Below are 19,835 nucleotides of genomic sequence, written 5' to 3' on the forward strand. Positions count from 1 at the left end.
AGGATTTTTTCATTATTTGTAATTGGTGCTCTGGTTAGGTAAGATGTTTACCTAATCAGGGTTTTTTAATTTTGCTTAAAAAATATTAAAAATATATAAAAAATCTAGGAGGAATAATGAAAAAATACTTAATGCTAGCAGCTATATTAGCTGTTGGAACAACTGCAATGGCAGAAGAAAATTTAGCAAGTCAAAAATTAAAGGAGACAGTTATTACTACAACTGAAAGCTTTGGAACATCAGCACATGAAACAGCTAAAAACGTTTATGTAGTAACTGCTGAAGAGATTAAAGAAAAGGGAGCTTTAACTATTGATGAAGCTTTAAAAGGAGTACCGGGAGTAATTGTTAGAAAAATGGATGGAGCCTCTCCAAAAATAGATTTAAGAGGGTCAGGAGCAACTTCTAATTACAACACAGTAATTCTTTTAGATGGAATCCCTTTTAATAGTTTTAATGGAGCAGACATAACATCTATTCCAATAGGAGAAGTTGAAAAAATTGAAATTATCCAAGGTGGAGGAGCTGTAATGTATGGGGATGGTGCTATTGGAGGGGTTGTAAATATTATAACTAAAGCACCAGAAAATAAAGTAAATTATGGTAGTGTAGGTTTAGAAGCAGGTTCTTGGGAAACAACAAGAGCAAATTTAACTTATGGAACTAAAATTGGAGAAAAACTGTTAGTTAATACCTCTTATTCTGGATATTCAAGTATGGATTATAGAGATAGAAATCCTGAATATAAAAATGATGAAGATAGAAGAGAATCTATTTGGTTAAGAGGTAAATATCTATTAAAAGATGGAAATATAGAGTTAAGATATAATCATAATAAAACAAAAGATTATTATACTGGATATTTGGAAAAATCTCAATTTGAAGATAAACCTACTCAAATAGGTTCATATGGAGGACTTATTCATAGTATAACTGATATTTGGAATCTTTCATATAATAAAAAATTAACAGATAAATTAGATTTCTTAATTTATGGTGGATATTCAGAAGAGGAAAGTAAAAACCAAAATACTTTAACAAAAGAATATTTTATTAAACCACAAGTAAAATATAGTTATGGAGATAATAGTTATATTATCGTAGGTGGAGATTATAGAGATGGAAATAGAGAATTTAAAACACCAGTAACTGTAAATGGAAAGGTTCAAAAATCTCCAGATGATGAAAGAGAATCATATGCTGGATATATTATGAATAAAACTACATTTGGAAACTTAGAGTTTACTCAAGGATATAGAAGAGAAAGAGTAGAATATAAATATAGTTCTAAAATATATGGTGAGAATTGGCAATTAGTGGAAATAAAACCTATGGATGCTGATTATTCAAATAATGATAGCTATGAATTTGGAGTAAACTATCTATACTCTGATACAGGAAATCTCTACTTTAACTATACTAGAGCAATGAGAACTCCAACTATATCTGATGCTGGATATTGGTATGGAGATGTAAAAACTCAAAAAAATGATATTTATGAAATTGGAGTAAGAGATTACTATAAAAATACATCATTAGCAGCTTCAGTATTCTATATTGAATCAGATAATGAAATTTATTATGATAAAACTGATGCAAATAATGATAGAAATAGAAACTTTGATGGAAAAGTTGAAAGAACAGGAGCTCAATTATCTTTAGCACACTATTTTGATAAATTAACTTTAAGAGAAAATATTTCATATATTAAACCTGAGGTAACAAGTGGTAAGTATGATGGTAATACATTTGCAGGAGTTCCAGAATGGACATTAAACCTAGGAGCAACATATAGATTTAATGAAAAATTATATGTAAATACAGATATCTATTATCAAGCTGATGCTTATGCAGAAGATGATTTTGACAACTATTTTGGAAAAGATAATGATTATGTAACTGTAGATGCAAATATCTCTTATACTTTAGATAATGGATTAGAATTATATGGAGGAATAAGAAACTTATTTGATGAAGAGTATTGTAATACAATCACTTCAACAAGATCACCTTGGGATGCAGGTCCTAGAACACTATTCTACCCAGCAGATGGAAGAAGCTATTATGCAGGATTTAGATATAATTTCTAATAAAATTTAACAATAAAGCAGGTAGAAATTTCTCTGCCTGCTTTATTAAGTATAGTTAATTTTTTAATGTTTTAAGTGAGGCAAAAATTGAAAAAAACAGCTTATTTAATTGTTTTATTAATAGTATTTTTAACAAGTAGTATTTTTGGAAAAGAGATAACACCTAAAAAATATAAAAGAATAGTTTCATTGACTTTAAGTGGTGATGAAATGATATTAAGTTTAGTAAATTCAGATAGAATAGTTGGTTTAAGCGGAAAGATAAATGAAGACCCTGAAATATCATATGTTGTAGAAGAGGCTAAAAAGTTTCCAAAGGTAGAAAGCAATATAGAAAAGATGATTGAGTTAGATCCAGATCTTGTTATTACAGCAGATTGGATGAAAAAAGAGATATTGATGCAGATAGAAGAAACAGGAGCTAATGTCTACACATACAAAACTCCTAAAACTTTTGAAGAACAAAAACAGTTGATAAAAGAGTTGGCTAGTATAGTAGATGAAAGAGAAAATGGAGAAAAAATAGTCAATAATATGGAGCAAAGGCTTAGAGTTATTCAAAATAAAATAGAAAAAAATTATTGTGGGGAAAAATTAAAAATAATGTTTTATACACCTTTTGAAACAACAAGTGGAAAAAATACAACTTTTGATGATATGGTAAAACTTATTGGTGGAATAAATATAGCTGCCGAAAATGGAATTGAAAACTCTGAAAAGATTAATAAAGAAAAGGTAATAGAGTTAGATCCAGATATTATAATTATTCCAATATGGGATAAATATACAGATGGAGAGGAGTTTTTAGACTTTTTTATTAATGATATAAGCCTTCAAGATTTAAAAGCAGTGAAAAGCAAAAGGGTTATCCCTGTAAAATATAAGGTAACTGCTCCAACTTCACAATATATGATTGATGGAATAGAGGTATTAGCAAAAAAAATATATAACTTGGAGGAGAGATGATTTGAAAAAAGAAAAAATAGATTTTAATATATTTATGCTGTTGTTGTTGATAGCCATTATTCTATTTTCACTATTTTATGGGGCAGTAAAAGTGCCAATTCCAGAAGTTGTAAAGATACTTTTAAATAAAATAGGTGGAACAGATTTTCAAATAGCAAAGAAAAGTTATATTCCTATTGTATTTTATGTAAGATTTCCAAGGGTAATGACAGCAGTAATTGTAGGGGGAGCATTAGCTGTTTGTGGTTGTACAATGCAAAGCCTTTTAAAAAACCCCATAGCAGATTCTGGGATAATAGGTATCTCTAGTGGAGCAAGTTTAGGGGCAGTGCTGTCAATAGCTTTAGGGTTAAGTTCATTAAGTATTTTTGCAATGCCATTTTTTTCAATATGTTTTTCTCTTTTAGTATCTTCTATTGTATACAAGTTAGCATCTTTAAAAGGTAGAACAGACAATCTTTTGCTTATCTTATCAGGAATAGCAATAAGTAGTTTTGTAGGAGCTATCTCCTCTATGATTTTAACAAATCTTATGGAATCTCAAATAAAAGAGTATATATTTTGGGCAATAGGAAGTTTAAGTGGAAGAAGATGGGAGCACTTTCTTTTTGGGGTATTTCCAATTTTAATACTTACTTTTATTCTTTTTTACTATGGTAAAGAGTTGAATATACTTTTATTGGGAGATGAGGAGGCAAAATCTTTAGGAATAAATATTAGAAAAATAAGAAAGAAAATTTTAATAATTATAGCTATGCTTACGGCGATATCTGTATGTATAAGTGGAAATATAGGGTTTGTAGGGCTTATTGTTCCACATATGTTGAGAAAAATAATAGGAGCTGACAACAGAAAGTTATTGAAAGCATCTTTTCTAGCAGGGGCTTTTTTTCTAACATTTAGTGATTTGATCTCAAGAGTTGTTTTAGCTCCAAGTGAAGTAAGTGTAGGAATAATCACTTCATTAATTGGGGCACCTTACTTTATTTATTTAATTATAAAAATTAGAAAAGAGGGTAGGGGATTATAATGAATTTAAAAATAGATAATATCTGTTACTCTATAGGGGAAAGAGAGATTTTAAAGAATATATCTTTTCAATGTAAAGAGGAGGAGATTATAGGGATAATTGGTCCAAATGGATCAGGAAAAACAACACTATTAAAAACAATAAATGGTATAAATCAGATAAAATCTGGAAATATATTTTTTAATGAAAGAAATATAAGGGAGTATAAAGAGAAAGAGTTAGCACAAAATATCTCTTTTATGAATCAAAATACAAATTTAGGCTTTGATTTTCCTTGTGTAGATGTAGTTGTATTAGGAAGATATCCATATTTAGAGAGATTTCAAGAGTATGGTAAAAAAGATAGAGAGATTGCAGAGAGATATATGCAACTTACAGATACTTTAAAATTTAAGGATAAATCAATATTGGAATTGTCTGGTGGAGAGAGACAAAGGGTACTTTTTGCAAAGGTATTGACTCAAGAAAGTAAAGTGATGTTGTTAGATGAGCCTTCAGCAAGTATGGATATGATGTATGAAGATGAGCTTTTTAAAATTGTTAAAAAGATGCAAGAGGAGAAAAAGACTGTAATTGCAGTTATACATAATTTAAGAATAGCAATAAAATATTGTACAAGATTAATTTTATTGTCGAATGGGAAAATAGTAGCTGATGGAACACCAAAAGAGGTTATAACAGAGGAGAACTTAAATAAGGTTTATGGAATAAATGCCAAAATATATAAAAATCCAATAACAGGAGAGCTAGATTTTTGCATATTATAAGGGGGATCAATGTTGAAAATATTAGATACAGGGGACAAAGTATATCAATATAATAAAAGTGTAATTGTAAAATTTGTTGGAAAAAGAGGCGTTCTTAGTACAGGTATAATCAATGGAGGATATTCAGAAAATATAACAGCAATCTTTAATAATGATGCAAAAACTGCTCCGGGAATGGGGTGTCAGCTAAAAGCTCCTACATATAAAGAGCATATGGAGATAATAGCACAAGAATTAGGGCTTGATCCTAAGTATACAACTGGATTGGGAACTGCTGCAGATATGAAGAATATGAGTATAACTGTAGAGAAATATGAAGATCTTTCAGTTACAGCATTAATTACAGGTGGGATTGAAACCAATGGTGGACGTGTAGGAGATCCAGCCTCATATATAGAAAATAATGGGAAGATAGAACAAGTTAAACACGGGACAATAAATATAATGGTAGCAATAAATGGAAACCTATTGCCTCATACTTTAACTAGAGCTTTGATTACAATAACAGAGGCAAAAACTGCTGCTATTCAAGAGCTATTAGAGGGAAGTAAGTACTCTTCAGGGATAGCAACTGGATCAGGAACTGATGGGGTAATTGTTTATTGTAACTTAGAAAGTGAGAGAACTTATAAAGATGCAGGGAAACACTCTAAATTGGGAGAACTTATAGGAAAAGCAGTGAAAAAGGGAGTAAAAGAGGCTTTGGCAAAACAATCTGATCTTACTCCTCAAAGGCAAAAATCTATTTTTAGACGTGGAAGAAGATATGGAATAACAGCTGAAAAAGTTTGGGAAAAATATATAGAGTTCTACCCAGAAAAATCAAATAAAAAACTAGAGTATATGGAGTTTATAAAAAATATAGAAGTAGATGAGGAAATAGTGGCTTTAACTTCTCTATATATACACCTATTAGATCAATTAGATTGGGAACTTCTTTCAAGAGAGGTTGTTGAAAATAGTTGTGAAAAGCTAGGAGAGATAATATGTGAAAAACTTCAAATAGAAAATTTAACTATTGAAGATAAAGAGTATGTAAAAAATGATTTAGTAGGAAATTACATAATGATTCTTTTAAAATATATAAAGGAAAAGTGGGAGGAATAATGTTTAAAATTGTATTTATAACCTCAATGTTTGATAATATGTACAGTTTAAATAAAGTTTGTAACAGTATAAAGAGCAGCTATCCAAACAAATTTGACTTTGAATTTTTTACAGCAACAGATATTGATTCTTCAAATAATATTTATAATAATCTTATAAATTCAATAGCAAAAAGTGATTTTATTTGTATGATGCTACATGGTGGAGTTTCAAATTTTAAAAGCTTTTTAAAGATGAAAAAAAGATTTGAAAAGATAAAGCCTTTCTTTATTCATTCAACAATAGAAGATGAAACAAGAGAGTTTACAAAAAATTCTGGAATCTCTCCTCTCCTTTATGATAAGCTTACACAATATTATCTTCTTGGAGGAGAAGAGAACTATAAAAATATGATTCTCTATATTGCAAATAGTATAGGAAAAACAGATTATAAAGTGGAAGATTGTATCTTTCCTAAATGGGAAGGGATATATTCAGATGGAAAGATTGTTGAAGATGTAGATAGCTTTATTGAAAAGATATCAAAAAAGAAGAATGTAATAGGTATACTTTTTCATGGTAGAGAGTGGCAAAGTAGAAAGATGGAGGTTATAGATAAATTTATAGAGGAGATAGAAAGAGAGGGAGGAACTCCATTTTCAGTATTTACAAACTCTGTTCCAGATATATCTATTAAAGCTAAGGGTACTAAGTGGGTATTGGATAACTATTTTAGTAAAAATGGGGAAACAATAGTAGATGTTGTGATTAACTTATTAGGTTACTCTCAAAGTATTTTTAATGAGCCGGGAGATGGAACAACAGTAGTTAATAAATCTATTTTTGAAGATTTAAAAGTACCAGTGATACAGGGAATGACAACTTATCAAGATAGAAAAACATGGGAAAATGATGTGAGGGGTTTAGATACAATGTCACTTACAACAGGGGTATATTATCCAGAGTTTGACGGACAGATAATCTCTGTAACCTGTTGTACCCATGAAACTATAAAAGATGAGTTTGGAGAGAAATATATCTTTCTTCCTATAGAGGAAAGAGTGAATAAAATAGCAAGAATGGCTATGGGGTGGTCAAAACTAGCTAATAAAAAAAATGGAGATAAGAAAGTTGCTATAATTTTTCATAATATGCCTCCAAGAAATGATATGATTGGTTGTGCTTTTGGGTTGGATACTCCTAATTCTGTATACAATATGGTAAATAAATTTAAAGAGTTGGGAATTAAAACTGAATATGATTTTGAAAATGGAAATGATATTATACAAAGGATTATAAAGGGAGTTTCTAATGATCAAAATTGGTTGACTCCTGAAAAAGTTTTGGAAAAAAGTATAGATACAATAGATAAAGATAGATATATGGGTTGGTTTAAAAAGTTAGATAAAAAGGCACAAGAGAAGTTGGAATCTCAATGGGGAGAGCCTCTAGGGGAGTTTATGGTATATGATAATCTGATTCCAGTTCCCGGGATTCTAAATGGAAATATATTTATAGGACTTCAACCTGCTAGAGGAATGATAGCAAAAGCTGAAGAGATGTACCACAATACAGATTTTATGATACCTCATCAATATTACTCTTTTTATAAATGGATAAAAGAGATATTTAAAGCAGATGTAATTTATCATGTGGGAACTCATGGGACATTGGAATGGTTGCCGGGGAAAGAGATTGGATTGAGCAGTAGTTGTACACCAGATTTTAATATTGATGATATCCCACACCTATATGATTATTCGATAAATGTAACAGGAGAGGGATTACAAGCTAAAAGAAGAAGTTATGCAGCTCTTATTTCATATATGATTCCAGCTCTTACACTGGCTGGAGAGTATGAGGATATAGAGGAGCTAGATGAGTTGATTAAACAATATTATCAGGCTGAAAATTCAAAGGACACTAAATTAGAAGTGCTAAAAGAGGATATTTTAGATAGGGTTTTTAAATATAACTATAATTTGGATATGAATATTGAAAAGGAAGATATTATAAGAGATTATAAGGTATTTATTAATAAACTTCACTCATATATAGAGGAGTTAAAAAGTTCTACAATTAAGGATGGATTGCACATTTTGGGAGAACCAGCTAAAGGAGAGAGATGTGCTACTCTAATTCAAGCTCTTATGAGGATAGATAATTGTGGAATGATGGGGATAGATAAAACTATTGGAAAAGCTTTAGGATATGAGATAGAGGAGTTAAAAAATAATCCTCATTTTTCTAATAATGGAAAAACTAATCTTATGATATTAGATGATATTAGAAATATTGGATTAAAAATAATAAAAGATATTGTTTTGGAGAATAAAGATGTTTTTGAGAAAGAGTATTTAGATTATGAGGTAAAGGAAAATAGATATCTTGTCACTTTAAGGAAAAATATTCTTGAAATAGTTTTACCCAAAATTAAAGATACAGTTAGAGAGATGGAGAGTACAGAAAAAGGGGTAAATGGAAAGTTTATATCTCCGGGGCAATCAGGGTGTCCCACTAGAGGAAATATAGATATCCTACCTACAGGAACTAACTTTTATGCAATAGATCCAAACAAGATACCGTCAAGAGCTGCTTGGAAAGTAGGAGTTCAACTGGGGGATAAATTGATTGAAAGGTATCTTCAAGATGAGGGAAAGATACCTAAAAATATAGCCCTGCTTATATATGGTGGAGAAACTATGAAAACCAATGGTGATGATATTGCAGAGGCTTTATATTTAATGGGAGTAAAACCTATTTGGCTTAACAATGGAGATAGGGTTATTGGTTTAGAGGTTATACCTTATGAGGAATTAAAAAGACCGAGAATAGATGTAACTTTAAGAATAACAGGGCTTTTTAGAGATACTTTTCCTATTCTTATAAAGCTGTTAGAAGAGGCTGTTAATTTAGTAACTCAATTAGATGAGCCAGAAGAGATCAATTATATTAAAAAGAATATCAATGAAGATATATCTCAACTACTAAAAGATGGGTATGATTTAAAAGAGGCAGAGGAGCTATCAAAAATGAGGGTTTTTGGTTGTCCACCGGGAACTTATGGAGCAGGAGTTGGAGTTTTAATCAATTCTAAGCAATGGGAAACAAGAGAGGATTTAGGTAGAGCCTATGTAAATTGGAGTTCACATGCTTATGGAAGTAACTATCATGGGAAAAAAGTAGAGAATATTTTTATGACTAGAATGAAAAAAGCAGATGTAACTGTAAAAAATGAGTGCTCTGTGGAGATTGATATGCTTGAAAGTGATGATTATTATACTTATCATGGGGGATTAGTAGCAGCAGTAAAATATGCTAGTGGAAAAGATCCACGTTCATATAGCACAGATACAAGCGATCCTGAATTAACTAAAATAAAGAGTCTAAAAGAAGAAACAGCTAGAGTTATGAGATCTCGTATATTGAACCCAAAATGGTTTGAAGGGCTAAAAAGGCATGGATATAAGGGGGCTCAAGAGGTAAGTTTTATGGTAGATATTTTCTTTGGTTGGGATGCAACTTCGGAAATTGCAGAAGATTGGATGTACAATAAGATAACAGAGAAATATATTGAAAACAAAGAGAATAGAGAGTGGCTAAAGGAGAATAATCCTCATGCTGTAATGAATATAGCAGAGAGACTTTTAGAGGCTGAACAAAGAAAGATGTGGAATGCTCCTTCAGAAAAACTTCAAAGTTTAAGAAAGATTTATTTAAATATTGAAGGAGATCTTGAAGAGTATGAAGAGTAAGTTTAATATAAAATATTTAGTTCTTTGGTTGGCTGACAGTTGTAATCTAAATTGTAAATATTGTTATGCTCGTCCTAAATTTAATAATGGATATATGTCTTTTGAGACAGCTAAAAAAGTTATTGATCTTTGTGAAAATAAAGATTTTACTTTGATTTTAGCAGGTGGAGAGCCTCTTTTAAATTTTCAAGTAATAGAAAAAATTTACTCATATTTAGAGGAGAATGGCTATAATTGTAAAATAGGACTCCAAAGTAATGGAACTTTGATAACAGAAGAGATAGCTGAAAAACTATCAAAAATGAGAATAAATATTGGAATAAGCTTTGATGGAACAATAAAGATAAATGAGGAGCTTAGAGGGAAAACTAAAAGAACTTTAGAAGGAATAAATCTTTTAAGGGAAAAAAATAGAAATATCAATCTAAATTGTGTAGTTAGCAATAAAAATATTGATAAGTTAGATAAGTTGGTAGAGATGGCATATTATTTAGGAAATATACAGGGGATTGGGCTTGATTTATTGAGAGTTACAGGAAATTGTCTAGAAAATCAAGATTTTACTCCTCCTAAAGATGAGGATATATATATCAATTTGAAAAAAGCTTATGAAAAAATAGAAATTTTAAAAGAGTTAACAGGGAAAAAGATAGTGATAAGAGAGATAGAAGAGGCAAGAATAAGGACAACTACAAGGTGTAGTAGTGAAAATTATTGTTATTCATCTTTGGGACAAGCAATGGTTGTAACTCCAGAAGGAGATGCCTACCCTTGTAGCTCTCTTGTAGGGAATAAAGATTATTATATGGGAAATATAGATGGAGAAATAGAGATAAAAAAACTTTCTTCTGGAAAATATGAGAGGTGTAATTTTTGTGAATATAGAGATATTTGCAAAGGATGTTGCCCTTCAAGAATGATTTTTAATACTTCTTATGGGTTAGAGGATAAAGATTGTGTTTTACGGAAAGCAGTATTTAAAATATTAAAAGATAAGGCAGGTAAGATTAATGAGTAGTAGAGATTATTTATACCCATTTACAGCAATAGTGGGACAGGAAAAAATGAAAGAGGCATTGATATTAAATATAATAAATCCAAGTCTTGGAGGAGTTCTTATAAGGGGAGAAAAGGGAACTGCAAAATCAACTTTAGTAAGGGGATTAGCAAACCTCTTAGCAGAGAGAGAGGAAAACTTGTGTGAATTTCATTGTGATCCCAATAAAACAGAGGAGTTTTGTGATAAATGCTTAGAAAAATATAATTCTGGGGAAGAGATAAAAAAAACTTTAGGAAAAATGAGGGTTATAAATCTTCCTATAAGTGCTACTGAAGATAGAGTAGTCGGAACTTTAGATATAGAATATGCTATTAAAACAGGAGAGAAAAAATTTGAAAAGGGGATTCTTGCTCAAAGTAATAGAAATATCTTATATGTAGATGAGATCAATCTATTAGATGATCATATAGTTGATGTGCTTTTAGATTCTGCAGCAATGGGGGTAAATAGTATAGAGAGAGAGGGAATCTCTTTTAGTCACCCTGCTAAATTTGTGTTGGTAGGAACAATGAATCCAGAAGAGGGAGATCTAAGACCACAATTATTAGATAGATTTGGTTTAGTAGTAGATGTAATAGGTGAGAGAGAACCTAGTAAAAGAGTGGAAGTTGTAAAAAGAAGAATAGAGTTCGAAAATAACCCTAAGAATTTTATAAAAAAATATGAAGAGGAAGAGAGAGCTTTAAAAGAGAAGATTGAGAGAAGTAAAAGTATTTTAAATAGTGTAAATTGTAGTGATGAGATGTATGAGATAGCTGCTAAAATATCTATTGCATTAAATGTTGATGGACATAGAGCTGATATAAGTGTTATAAAAACAGCAATAACAATAGCTGCATATGAGGGAAGAGAAGATGTATTGAGAGAGGATATGTTGAGAGCAGCAGTATTGGCACTTCCTCATAGAATGAGAAAAACTCCTTTTGAAGATGGTATTTTAGAAGAAAGTAAAATAGAGAAACTAATCGAAAGTTTATAAGGAGGAAAAGATGATATTTCCTTTTGTAGCAGTAGAGGGGCAAGAGAAAATAAAAAAGGCTCTTCTTTTAAATATAATAAATCCTAAAATTGGTGGAGTACTGATAAATGGAGAAAAAGGAACTGCAAAATCAACATTAGTAAGAGGTATTGGTGAAGTTTTTCCAGAGATAAAAATAGTAAATCTTCCTTTAAATATAACAGAGGATAATCTATTGGGAAGTTTAGATATAGAAAAAACATTGAAAACTGGAAAAAAAGTTTTTCAAGATGGACTTTTAAAAAAATGTCACAATAATATTCTATATATAGATGAAGTTAATCTATTGGGAGATAGTATTATAAGCAACATTTTAGAAGTAGCCTCTAGAGAGATAAATTATATTGAAAGAGAGGGTATAAGCATCTCACACCAATGTAAATTTGTTTTGATAGGTACAATGAATCCAGAAGAGGGAGGGTTGCGTCCTCAACTTTTAGATAAATTTGGGCTTTATGTAAATGTAGAGGGTAGTGACAATATACTAGAAAGAGTAAAAATAATTAAAAAAAGATTGGAGTTTGAAGACAATCCTAGAAAATTTTGTGAAAAATATAAAGAAGATAATGAGGCACTAAGAGAGAAAATTTTTAGAGCTAAAGAGAGATTATGTGAGATAAAAGCTAGTGAGCAGATAATTAATATAGCTATAAAAATAGTAGAAGAAGCTAATACTACTGGGAATAGAGCTGAAATAATATTGATAGAAACAGCAAAGGGGTTAGCTGCTTTAGATGGAAGAAAATATCTGAATATAAGTGATTTAAAAGAGGCTGCTGAATTTGTTCTTCCACATAGGACAAATCAAAAAAATCAATCTGTTAGCAAAGATGATAGTGAGAATATGGAGAATAAAAATTCAGAGGAGCAAGAAAACAGTGGAAACAATAATGAACTAGCAGATAGAGATCAAAAAAATCAAGAAAAAGAGGAAAATAACCAAGAGGAAAATTGTAATACTGATGATAAATCAGAGATTGAAGAAGATGAGAATATAGAAAATTCTCAAGAGAAAAAGGAAAATAGTTCAGAATTAGAGGAAGAGTTTAAAATTGGGGATATTTTCAAAGTAAAAGATATTTTTCTTGATAGTGTAAGGGACAATAAAAAAAGAAATGGAACAGGAAAGAGATGTAAGACTAAAAGTGGATCTCTTCAAGGGAAATATGTAAAGAGTATTATTCCTAAGGGAAAAATAATTGATTTTGCTTTTGATGCAACTATTAGAGCAGCTGCTCCATATCAAAAAAAATCTGATATTAATGGATTGAAAATAAAAATAAGAAAAGAGGATATCAGAGTAAAAGTTAGGGAGAGAAGGACAGGAACAAGTATATTATTTGTAGTTGATTCTAGTGGCTCTATGGGGGTAAAAAAGAGAATGGAAGCAGTGAAAGGGGCGATTATGTCACTTTTAAAAGATGCCTATGAAAAAAGAGATCGTGTTGGATTAGTAGCTTTTAGAAAAGATTGTGCTGAAGAATTGTTGCCTATTACTAGAAGTATTGATCTTGCTCAAAAGAAACTGGAGAAACTAACAACTGGTGGGAAAACTCCATTGGCAGCAGGAATAGAGAGAGCATATAATATTATAAAAAAAGAGTTGAAAAAAGATGAAAAGGTAGTTCCATTAATTCTCTTCCTTTCTGATGGTAAAGCTAATTATTCTATTTCAGGAAAGGATCCAATAAAAGAGAGTTTAGAATTAGCTCAGAAGATAAAAAAAGAGAATATTAGAACAATTGTAATCGATACAGAAGAGGGATTTATAAAGCTGGAGATGGCGAAAACTTTAAGTGAGGCATTAGGTGCAGAGTACTATAAACTTGAAAATTTAAAAAGTGAAGATATGCTTAAATTAATAAAAAATAGTATATAAAGAAGGAAAAGTATGTATAAACTATTAAATAGAACAGATTTTATCAATATGGAAAATATAAGAGAGGATTTAGAATATTATATAAAAAAATATAATTTTGATGGGATTGAGCTAATAAAATTTAATGAATCTGACAATACTTCAGTAAAAGAGTATATTAAAGGATATCATATGAGATTTTTCCCATCATGGTTTGAACTATATACAGGAAATATATCTGCTTTGTATGAGGAGTTAAAAGATAAAAAATATTTTAAATCTCTATGTGGTGGAGAGAAAAGCAAAGAGGAGTTAATAGATTATTATAAAAAAGAGCTGGAAATAGCAAAGGAATTAGAGGTGGAATATGTTGTTTTTCATGCTTGTAATTCTAAAGTTACTGAAAGTTTAACTTATAATTTTAAATACTCAGATAAAGAGATATTAGATGGGGTTATATCATTAATTAATGAAGTTTTTGATAATGAAAAATATAATTTTAAACTGTTATTTGAAAATCTTTGGTGGCCAGGGTTAAAACTTTTGAATAAGGAAGAGGTAGAGTATCTTTTTTCAAAAATTAAATATAAAAATATTGGGCTTATGCTTGATACAGGACATATGATAAATAGTAATTATTATTTGAAAAGCTCAAAAGAGGCAGTGGAGTATATAAAAAGGAATATTGATAATTTAGGGGAGTATAAAAACTATATCTATGGTATGCACCTTAATTACTCTTTATCAGGGGAATATGTAAGAAAGAGTATTGAAGAGAATAGAGATAAAAAAATAGATATAGAGGATTTGATGAAAAGAATATATATACATATTAACTCTATTGATTATCACGATCCCTTTGAAGATGAGGGGATAGTGAATATTATAAAATCACTTCCAATAAAGTACCTAGTTTATGAATCGATTGCTAAGAGTGATGAAGAGTTAGAAGATAAAATACTACGTCAAGATAGGGTTTTAAAAAAATTTAAAATCTTTTAATAAAATAAATGGAGGTAAAAAATGAGAAAAGTAGTGGCATTTCCTACAAGAGATGGAGAAAATTTAGAAAAACATTTTGGGCATAGTGATAAGTTTGTTTTATACACTATTGAGAATGGAGAGATTAAATCAAAGGAGATATTAGATGCTCCTGAACCAGCTCATGGAGCAGCAGCAAAATTTTTAAAAGAAAAAGGTGTTGATGTTGTAGTTACAGGACATATTGGATCAACTGTTTTTGATGCAGTAAAAGCTAATGGTGGGGAGTTTATATTGGGAATAGAAGGGAAAATAGAGGAGTTAATAAAGAAATTTTTAAATAATACTCTTACTTGCAAGGGAAAAGAGTATGTCCATGTGTATACAACACATTGTCACAAATAAGAAATAATTTAATTATTTTATAAGAATAAATAAAGTTTATAAAATCCTTAGGTGAAATTAATAAAATTGAAATTATTAAAAATAAAGTCAATTTTTAGAATAAACCTTGGGATTTTTATTAAACAATATTTGAGTACTTATAGTTCATAAGTCCGATAATATATTTATAAAAACAAACATTATAAAATATATCTTATTGACTTTTCAAAACAGATAATATACAATTATCTTGTAAACAAACAGACAATAGGTGCTTATATAAGCTTAATAGAGGAAGAGGAGTGAAAATCTCCCACAGTGAAAACTGCTGTAAGGTGGACGAAATCACAATAATGTCACTGGGAAACTGGGAAGGCGTGAGAGTAGGATGAAACCAAGTCAGAAGACTTACCAAATCATAATTAAGATATTTTTATCTTTTTTGTTTGATTAACAGTAAGTAGAGACTCTATTTACTGTTTTTTTATTAAATAATCCTAAAAATTTTCGGAGGTTAATATGAAAAAAATTTTTAAAGCAGTAGGAATATTATGTTTTAGTGTTATTTTAAGTTCTTTACTTTATGCGAATGAAACAGAAGTAATTGACTTAGCAGGAAGAAAAGTTACTATACCCAAAGAATCAAAAAAGGTTCTTGCTTTGACAGGACCATCTTTTGAAAAAATTCTTATGTTAGGCGAAACAGAGAAAATTGTTGGAGTTGCTCCATCAGCTGTAAATAATTGGTCTAAAATAGTTAGTCCTAATATAAAAAATATTCCAATTATAAAAAATCCAAAAACTCCTAATGTTGAAGAACTAATGAGTTTAGGAGCTGAATATGCTTTCTATTGGAATCTTCCTGAATCTATAGATAAATTAAAACAAGTAGGAATAGAAGCGATAGTAACTCAATTTCCTAGTAACGATAATCCAAAGACTATAGAAGAATTTATAAAATTCCAAAAAGATGAAGTTAGAGTGACAGCTCAAGCTTTAGGTGGAGAAGCTCTTGAAAAAGAAAAATTATGGAATAAATATTTTGATAGTAAAGTAGATATGATTTTAAGTAGAACTAAAAACTTAAAACCTGAAGAAATTCCAAATGTTTATTATGCTCGTTCTGACGAAGGACTTGTTTGTTTTTCTAAAAATTCTTATCCTCAATTTCTTGTAGAAATAGCGGGAGGAAATTACTTAGCAAAAGATACTTTAAAAGAAATGAATGATACTGTTACTATTGAAAAAATAATATCTTGGAATCCAGATGTTATATTTACAGGAAGATTAAAAAGTACAGGAATAATTACAGATAATCCTAGTTGGTCAGGACTAAAAGCTGTACAAAATAATAGAGTTTACTTATGTCCTACAGGAATAAAAGATTGGGATTATAGCAGTGAAAATATATTACTTTTACAATATATAGCAAAAATGCTTCATCCTGAATTATTTAAAGATATAGATATGAAAAAAGAAATTAAATATTACTATAATACTTTCTATGGATATGATATTTCGGATGAAAATATAGAAAATATTTTAAATCATAAAGATCCATCAGGAAAATAAAATGAATAGAAATAAAATTAGATTTTTAATATGTTTTACAGGAATTTTAACAGTTATAATATTTTGCTTAGGCATGACAGTAGGGAGATTCTATATTCCAATTACTACATTTATAAAAATATTTTTTTCAAAAATTTTTAATATAGAAACAACTTGGACAAAGAATATGGAAAATGTTATTTGGACAGTTAGATTCCCTAGACTTTTAGGAGCAATTTTAATAGGAGGCGGACTATCATTAGCTGGAACAACTTATCAAGGAATATTTAAAAATCCTTTAGTTTCTCCAGATTTATTAGGAGTTTCAGCTGGAGCTTGTGTTGGAGCCTCAATTGGTATTATTTTAGAGACATCATATATTTTAATACAACTTTTTGCATTTGTAGGAGGAATATTAGCAGTAATTTTAACGACTATTATTCCAAAATTATTTAAAAATCATTCAAATTTAATTTTAGTTCTTTCTGGAATTATCATTGGAGGATTTTTTTCTTCAATACAAGGGCTTCTTAAATATATCGCTGATCCTGAGACTCAACTAGCTACTATTACTTATTGGACAATGGGAAGCCTTGCAAAAATTAATATGAAAGATATTTGTTTTGTAGCACCAGCTATAATTATAGCTGGATTACTTCTTATTTTTCTTAGGTGGAGAATAAATATTCTATCTTTAGGAGAAAAAGAAGCTAAATCTTTAGGAATAAATGTTGAGCAATTAAGAGGAGTAGCTATAATTTGTTCTACAATTTTAACAGCTTCATCTATATGTTTAGCAGGAACTATAGGGTGGATAGGGCTAGTAATTCCTCATTTAGGAAGATTGCTAGTAGGATCTGACAATAGATATCTTATACCTATTAGTACTTTTTTAGGAGCAAGTTTCCTTATAGTAGTAGATACATTAGCTAGAAATATAAATGGTTCCGAAATACCTATTAGCCTTTTAACAGGTTTTATTGGAACTCCTTTGTACACATGGCTTCTAATTAAGCAACATACAAAAATATAGCGAGGAAATTATGGATAAAATATTAGAAGTAGAGAATATTAGTTATTCCTATGACAATGATAAAAATATATTTAGTGATCTTTCTTTTTCTTTAAATAAAGGAGAAATTTTTAGTATTTTAGGAGTTAATGGTGCTGGAAAATCTACTCTTTTAAATTGTTTGACAAATTTAGAAAAAGTAAAATCTGGTGAAATAAAAATTAATGGGAAAAATATTTATAATATGTCCAGAAATGAATTTTCTAAAATAGTAGGTTATGTTCCTCAAATACATACAGCAACATATTCTTATGAGGTATTAGATTTTATTTTAATGGGAAGAAGTCCTCATATAGGTATTTTTAACAGTCCTAAAAAGAAAGATTATGAAATAGCTATAGAGGTTATAAATAAATTAAATTTGATACATCTTATGGATAAAAAAATAACTACATTAAGTGGTGGAGAATTTCAACAAATATTAATAGCTAGAGTTTTAGTTCAACAACCACAAATAATAATTCTTGATGAGCCTACTAATCACTTAGATTACGGAAATCAAATTAGGGTCTTAAGAATGATAAAATCTTTAGCCAAAGATGGATATTCAATAATATTTACAACTCATACTCCAGAACATGCTTTAATGTTAAATGAAAAATCAGGAATATTGAGTAAAAATGGAAAATTTATCATAGGAAATACATGTGATATTTTAACTGAAAATAATCTCAAAGATATTTATAAGATTGATTTGCATCTTTTTTATGAGGAAAAATTTAATCGAAAACTTTGTGTCCCAGAGTTTTAAAAGTTACAATTATTGCACTTCTTAAAAAGAAGTGCAATTTTAAATTTTTCAATTTTAGGTGAAAAAATGATAATATATTTTAACTTATCTTATTATATAAACAAAAAATGTTTATCTTTTATAAAAATAAAGAATAAGGAGACAATTATGTTATTATATTTTGAATTGGAGGATTTTGTTCTTTCAAAGAAATAATTTTTAAGTGTAATGGAAAAGAGTAGGCTTAAAAATAAACCTACTCTTTTTTATTACCAACTATTTATTTACAGCCTCAGATAATGCTTTTCCTGGTTTGAATTTAACTACTTTTTTAGCTTCGATAGTCATTTCTTCTCCAGTTTGAGGATTTCTACCAGTTCTAGCAGCTCTTTCAGCAACTTCAAATTTTCCAAATCCTATAAAAGTAATATCTTCACCTTTTACTAATCCTTCTTCTAAAGCAGCAAGGAATGCATTAGCTTTTCTTTCAGCTTCAGCTTTAGTTTCGAATGCACCTTTCTCAAAATATAAATCAATAAACTCTTTTTTAGTCATTTCAAATTCCTCCTTAACCAATCATTATATTGGTTATAACATAATTTTATCTAAAATACAAATATTAATTAATTTTATTTTTAAATAAAAAATAAGATTGTTTAAAATTTGTTAATATTCTAAACTTTTAATTTTAACAAACTTTTTGTAAAATGCCATACCTACAAAGATGATCTCTTTTATTCCTCTATCTTGTAGAGATACATAATATTTTTTATCTTTTATTTGTTCTAAAGCTTCTTCTGCTTTTTTTTCAAGATTTTCTTCACTATCAGCAACTTTAAATTCTAAAATAAATCCTCTCATATTTTTATTTAATGGTTCAATTTCTATATCATATCTTCCAAGTCCACTTTCTCCATTAGAATTTATATGATATCTTCCTTCAAGATGAATCATCAGACCTAAGATAAAATTATGGTACACTTTCTCTATATTTGAAATATCATAAAAGCTCATATATTTTAAAAGTATCTCTTGAAGTTCTATTTCAAATTTATCAATATTGTTATCTAAAAGATTTTTTATTAATCTTTTAAAAGTTAGATTTGTTCCAAATGAAATCTCTATAAAACTATCTTTAAAAAATTTTTTTACCTCATTATTTGGAATTTTTATACTATAAATATCATCTTCTATTTTCTTATCAATAGTTAAGTATCCAGAAAATAGCAACAGCTCCCATAAGTCATGAGCCTCTAAAACCTCTTGAAGTGTTGATTTTCCTGTAATCTCTTCTTCCACTTCTTTTCCGAATAGCAGATTATTTAGTTTATTAAAAGTTTCTCTATCAGCTGATTTAAGTATATCTTTTATAAGATAATTTTCTGATGTATCTATCCAATAACTTTTAAATTCCCTTTCTGATAAAAAATTTAAAATACTCCAAGGGTTATATACTTTTGTATCTCCAAATCTATATCCATTATACC

16 protein-coding genes and 1 riboswitch are annotated in these 19,835 nt (G+C 29.2%); of the genes, 14 read left to right on the plus strand and 2 right to left on the minus strand.

Translation table 11 applies throughout. The annotated features are described in order from the left end of the window. The first annotated feature begins 113 nt into the window (after positions 1-113). The 14 genes from I6E31_07430 (at position 114) to I6E31_07495 (ending at position 18,369) form a co-directional block, all read left to right on the plus strand. Positions 114-2,090 (plus strand): TonB-dependent receptor, encoded by a 1,977-nt coding sequence (locus tag I6E31_07430; protein MCF2639800.1) that lies wholly within the window; start codon positions 114-116, stop codon positions 2,088-2,090. A gap of 87 nt (positions 2,091-2,177) precedes the next feature. Then, a complete protein-coding gene (locus I6E31_07435; GenBank protein ID MCF2639801.1) occupies positions 2,178-3,056 on the plus strand; it encodes an ABC transporter substrate-binding protein in 879 nt (292 codons plus the stop codon). A gap of 34 nt (positions 3,057-3,090) precedes the next feature. Then, positions 3,091-4,086: an iron ABC transporter permease gene (locus I6E31_07440; GenBank protein MCF2639802.1), complete on the plus strand. Its 996-nt coding sequence runs from the start codon at positions 3,091-3,093 to the stop codon at positions 4,084-4,086. Beyond that, positions 4,083-4,853 (plus strand): ABC transporter ATP-binding protein, encoded by a 771-nt coding sequence (locus tag I6E31_07445; GenBank protein ID MCF2639803.1) that lies wholly within the window; start codon positions 4,083-4,085, stop codon positions 4,851-4,853. The genes I6E31_07440 and I6E31_07445 overlap by 4 nt, the downstream gene beginning before the upstream one ends. Before the next feature lie 9 nt (positions 4,854-4,862). After that, positions 4,863-5,960, plus strand: a complete 1,098-nt coding sequence (locus I6E31_07450; GenBank protein MCF2639804.1) for an adenosylcobinamide amidohydrolase — start codon at positions 4,863-4,865, stop codon at positions 5,958-5,960. Further along, a complete protein-coding gene (cobN, locus tag I6E31_07455) occupies positions 5,960-9,694 on the plus strand; it encodes a cobaltochelatase subunit CobN (protein ID MCF2639805.1) in 3,735 nt (1,244 codons plus the stop codon). Before I6E31_07450 ends, cobN begins: the two co-directional genes overlap by 1 nt. Continuing rightward, positions 9,684-10,712: a radical SAM protein gene (locus tag I6E31_07460; protein ID MCF2639806.1), complete on the plus strand. Its 1,029-nt coding sequence runs from the start codon at positions 9,684-9,686 to the stop codon at positions 10,710-10,712. The genes cobN and I6E31_07460 overlap by 11 nt, the downstream gene beginning before the upstream one ends. Then, positions 10,705-11,733, plus strand: coding sequence for an AAA family ATPase (locus I6E31_07465; GenBank protein ID MCF2639807.1), 1,029 nt, complete (start codon positions 10,705-10,707; stop codon positions 11,731-11,733). Before I6E31_07460 ends, I6E31_07465 begins: the two co-directional genes overlap by 8 nt. 10 nt (positions 11,734-11,743) lie before the next feature. Further along, positions 11,744-13,651 (plus strand): magnesium chelatase subunit D family protein, encoded by a 1,908-nt coding sequence (locus I6E31_07470; GenBank protein ID MCF2639808.1) that lies wholly within the window; start codon positions 11,744-11,746, stop codon positions 13,649-13,651. A gap of 12 nt (positions 13,652-13,663) precedes the next feature. Then, a complete protein-coding gene (locus I6E31_07475; protein ID MCF2639809.1) occupies positions 13,664-14,632 on the plus strand; it encodes a sugar phosphate isomerase/epimerase in 969 nt (322 codons plus the stop codon). A gap of 21 nt (positions 14,633-14,653) precedes the next feature. Then, on the plus strand, positions 14,654-15,016 hold the full coding sequence (locus I6E31_07480; GenBank protein MCF2639810.1) for a dinitrogenase iron-molybdenum cofactor: 363 nt from the start codon (positions 14,654-14,656) through the stop codon (positions 15,014-15,016). Between the two features lie 231 nt (positions 15,017-15,247). After that, positions 15,248-15,426: riboswitch (cobalamin riboswitch) on the plus strand. Positions 15,427-15,514: 88 nt separating this feature from the next. Beyond that, complete coding sequence (locus tag I6E31_07485) at positions 15,515-16,567, plus strand: ABC transporter substrate-binding protein (protein ID MCF2639811.1); 1,053 nt, start codon at positions 15,515-15,517, stop codon at positions 16,565-16,567. A 1-nt stretch (position 16,568) separates the two neighbouring features. Beyond that, a complete protein-coding gene (locus tag I6E31_07490) occupies positions 16,569-17,579 on the plus strand; it encodes an iron ABC transporter permease (protein ID MCF2639812.1) in 1,011 nt (336 codons plus the stop codon). A 10-nt stretch (positions 17,580-17,589) separates the two neighbouring features. Then, on the plus strand, positions 17,590-18,369 hold the full coding sequence (locus tag I6E31_07495; protein ID MCF2639813.1) for an ABC transporter ATP-binding protein: 780 nt from the start codon (positions 17,590-17,592) through the stop codon (positions 18,367-18,369). Positions 18,370-18,624: 255 nt separating this feature from the next. On the opposite strand, the gene I6E31_07500 is transcribed toward I6E31_07495, so the two are convergent. Continuing rightward, positions 18,625-18,903: an HU family DNA-binding protein gene (locus I6E31_07500; protein MCF2639814.1), complete on the minus strand. Its 279-nt coding sequence runs from the start codon at positions 18,901-18,903 to the stop codon at positions 18,625-18,627. 111 nt (positions 18,904-19,014) lie between these two features. Continuing rightward, on the minus strand, positions 19,015-19,835 hold an 821-nt coding region (locus I6E31_07505), incomplete at its 5' end, for a PD-(D/E)XK nuclease domain-containing protein (GenBank protein ID MCF2639815.1).

Origin of the sequence: Fusobacterium varium, from assembly GCA_021531615.1 — a bacterium.
Classification (GTDB): domain Bacteria; phylum Fusobacteriota; class Fusobacteriia; order Fusobacteriales; family Fusobacteriaceae; genus Fusobacterium_A; species Fusobacterium_A varium_C.

Bases quoted from the DNA above. Each gene is read 5' to 3' on its own strand.
- I6E31_07460 (MCF2639806.1), top strand. From the start codon at position 9,684: ATGAAGAGTAAGTTTAATATAAAATATTTAGTTCTTTGGTTGGCTGAC.
- I6E31_07480 (MCF2639810.1), top strand. From the start codon at position 14,654: ATGAGAAAAGTAGTGGCATTTCCTACAAGAGATGGAGAAAATTTAGAA.
- I6E31_07470 (MCF2639808.1), top strand. From the start codon at position 11,744: ATGATATTTCCTTTTGTAGCAGTAGAGGGGCAAGAGAAAATAAAAAAG.
- I6E31_07495 (MCF2639813.1), top strand. From the start codon at position 17,590: ATGGATAAAATATTAGAAGTAGAGAATATTAGTTATTCCTATGACAAT.
- I6E31_07485 (MCF2639811.1), top strand. From the start codon at position 15,515: ATGAAAAAAATTTTTAAAGCAGTAGGAATATTATGTTTTAGTGTTATT.
- I6E31_07500 (MCF2639814.1), bottom strand. From the start codon at position 18,903: ATGACTAAAAAAGAGTTTATTGATTTATATTTTGAGAAAGGTGCATTC.
- cobN (MCF2639805.1), top strand. From the start codon at position 5,960: ATGTTTAAAATTGTATTTATAACCTCAATGTTTGATAATATGTACAGT.
- I6E31_07440 (MCF2639802.1), top strand. From the start codon at position 3,091: ATGCTGTTGTTGTTGATAGCCATTATTCTATTTTCACTATTTTATGGG.
- I6E31_07465 (MCF2639807.1), top strand. From the start codon at position 10,705: ATGAGTAGTAGAGATTATTTATACCCATTTACAGCAATAGTGGGACAG.
- I6E31_07450 (MCF2639804.1), top strand. From the start codon at position 4,863: ATGTTGAAAATATTAGATACAGGGGACAAAGTATATCAATATAATAAA.
- I6E31_07475 (MCF2639809.1), top strand. From the start codon at position 13,664: ATGTATAAACTATTAAATAGAACAGATTTTATCAATATGGAAAATATA.
- I6E31_07490 (MCF2639812.1), top strand. From the start codon at position 16,569: ATGAATAGAAATAAAATTAGATTTTTAATATGTTTTACAGGAATTTTA.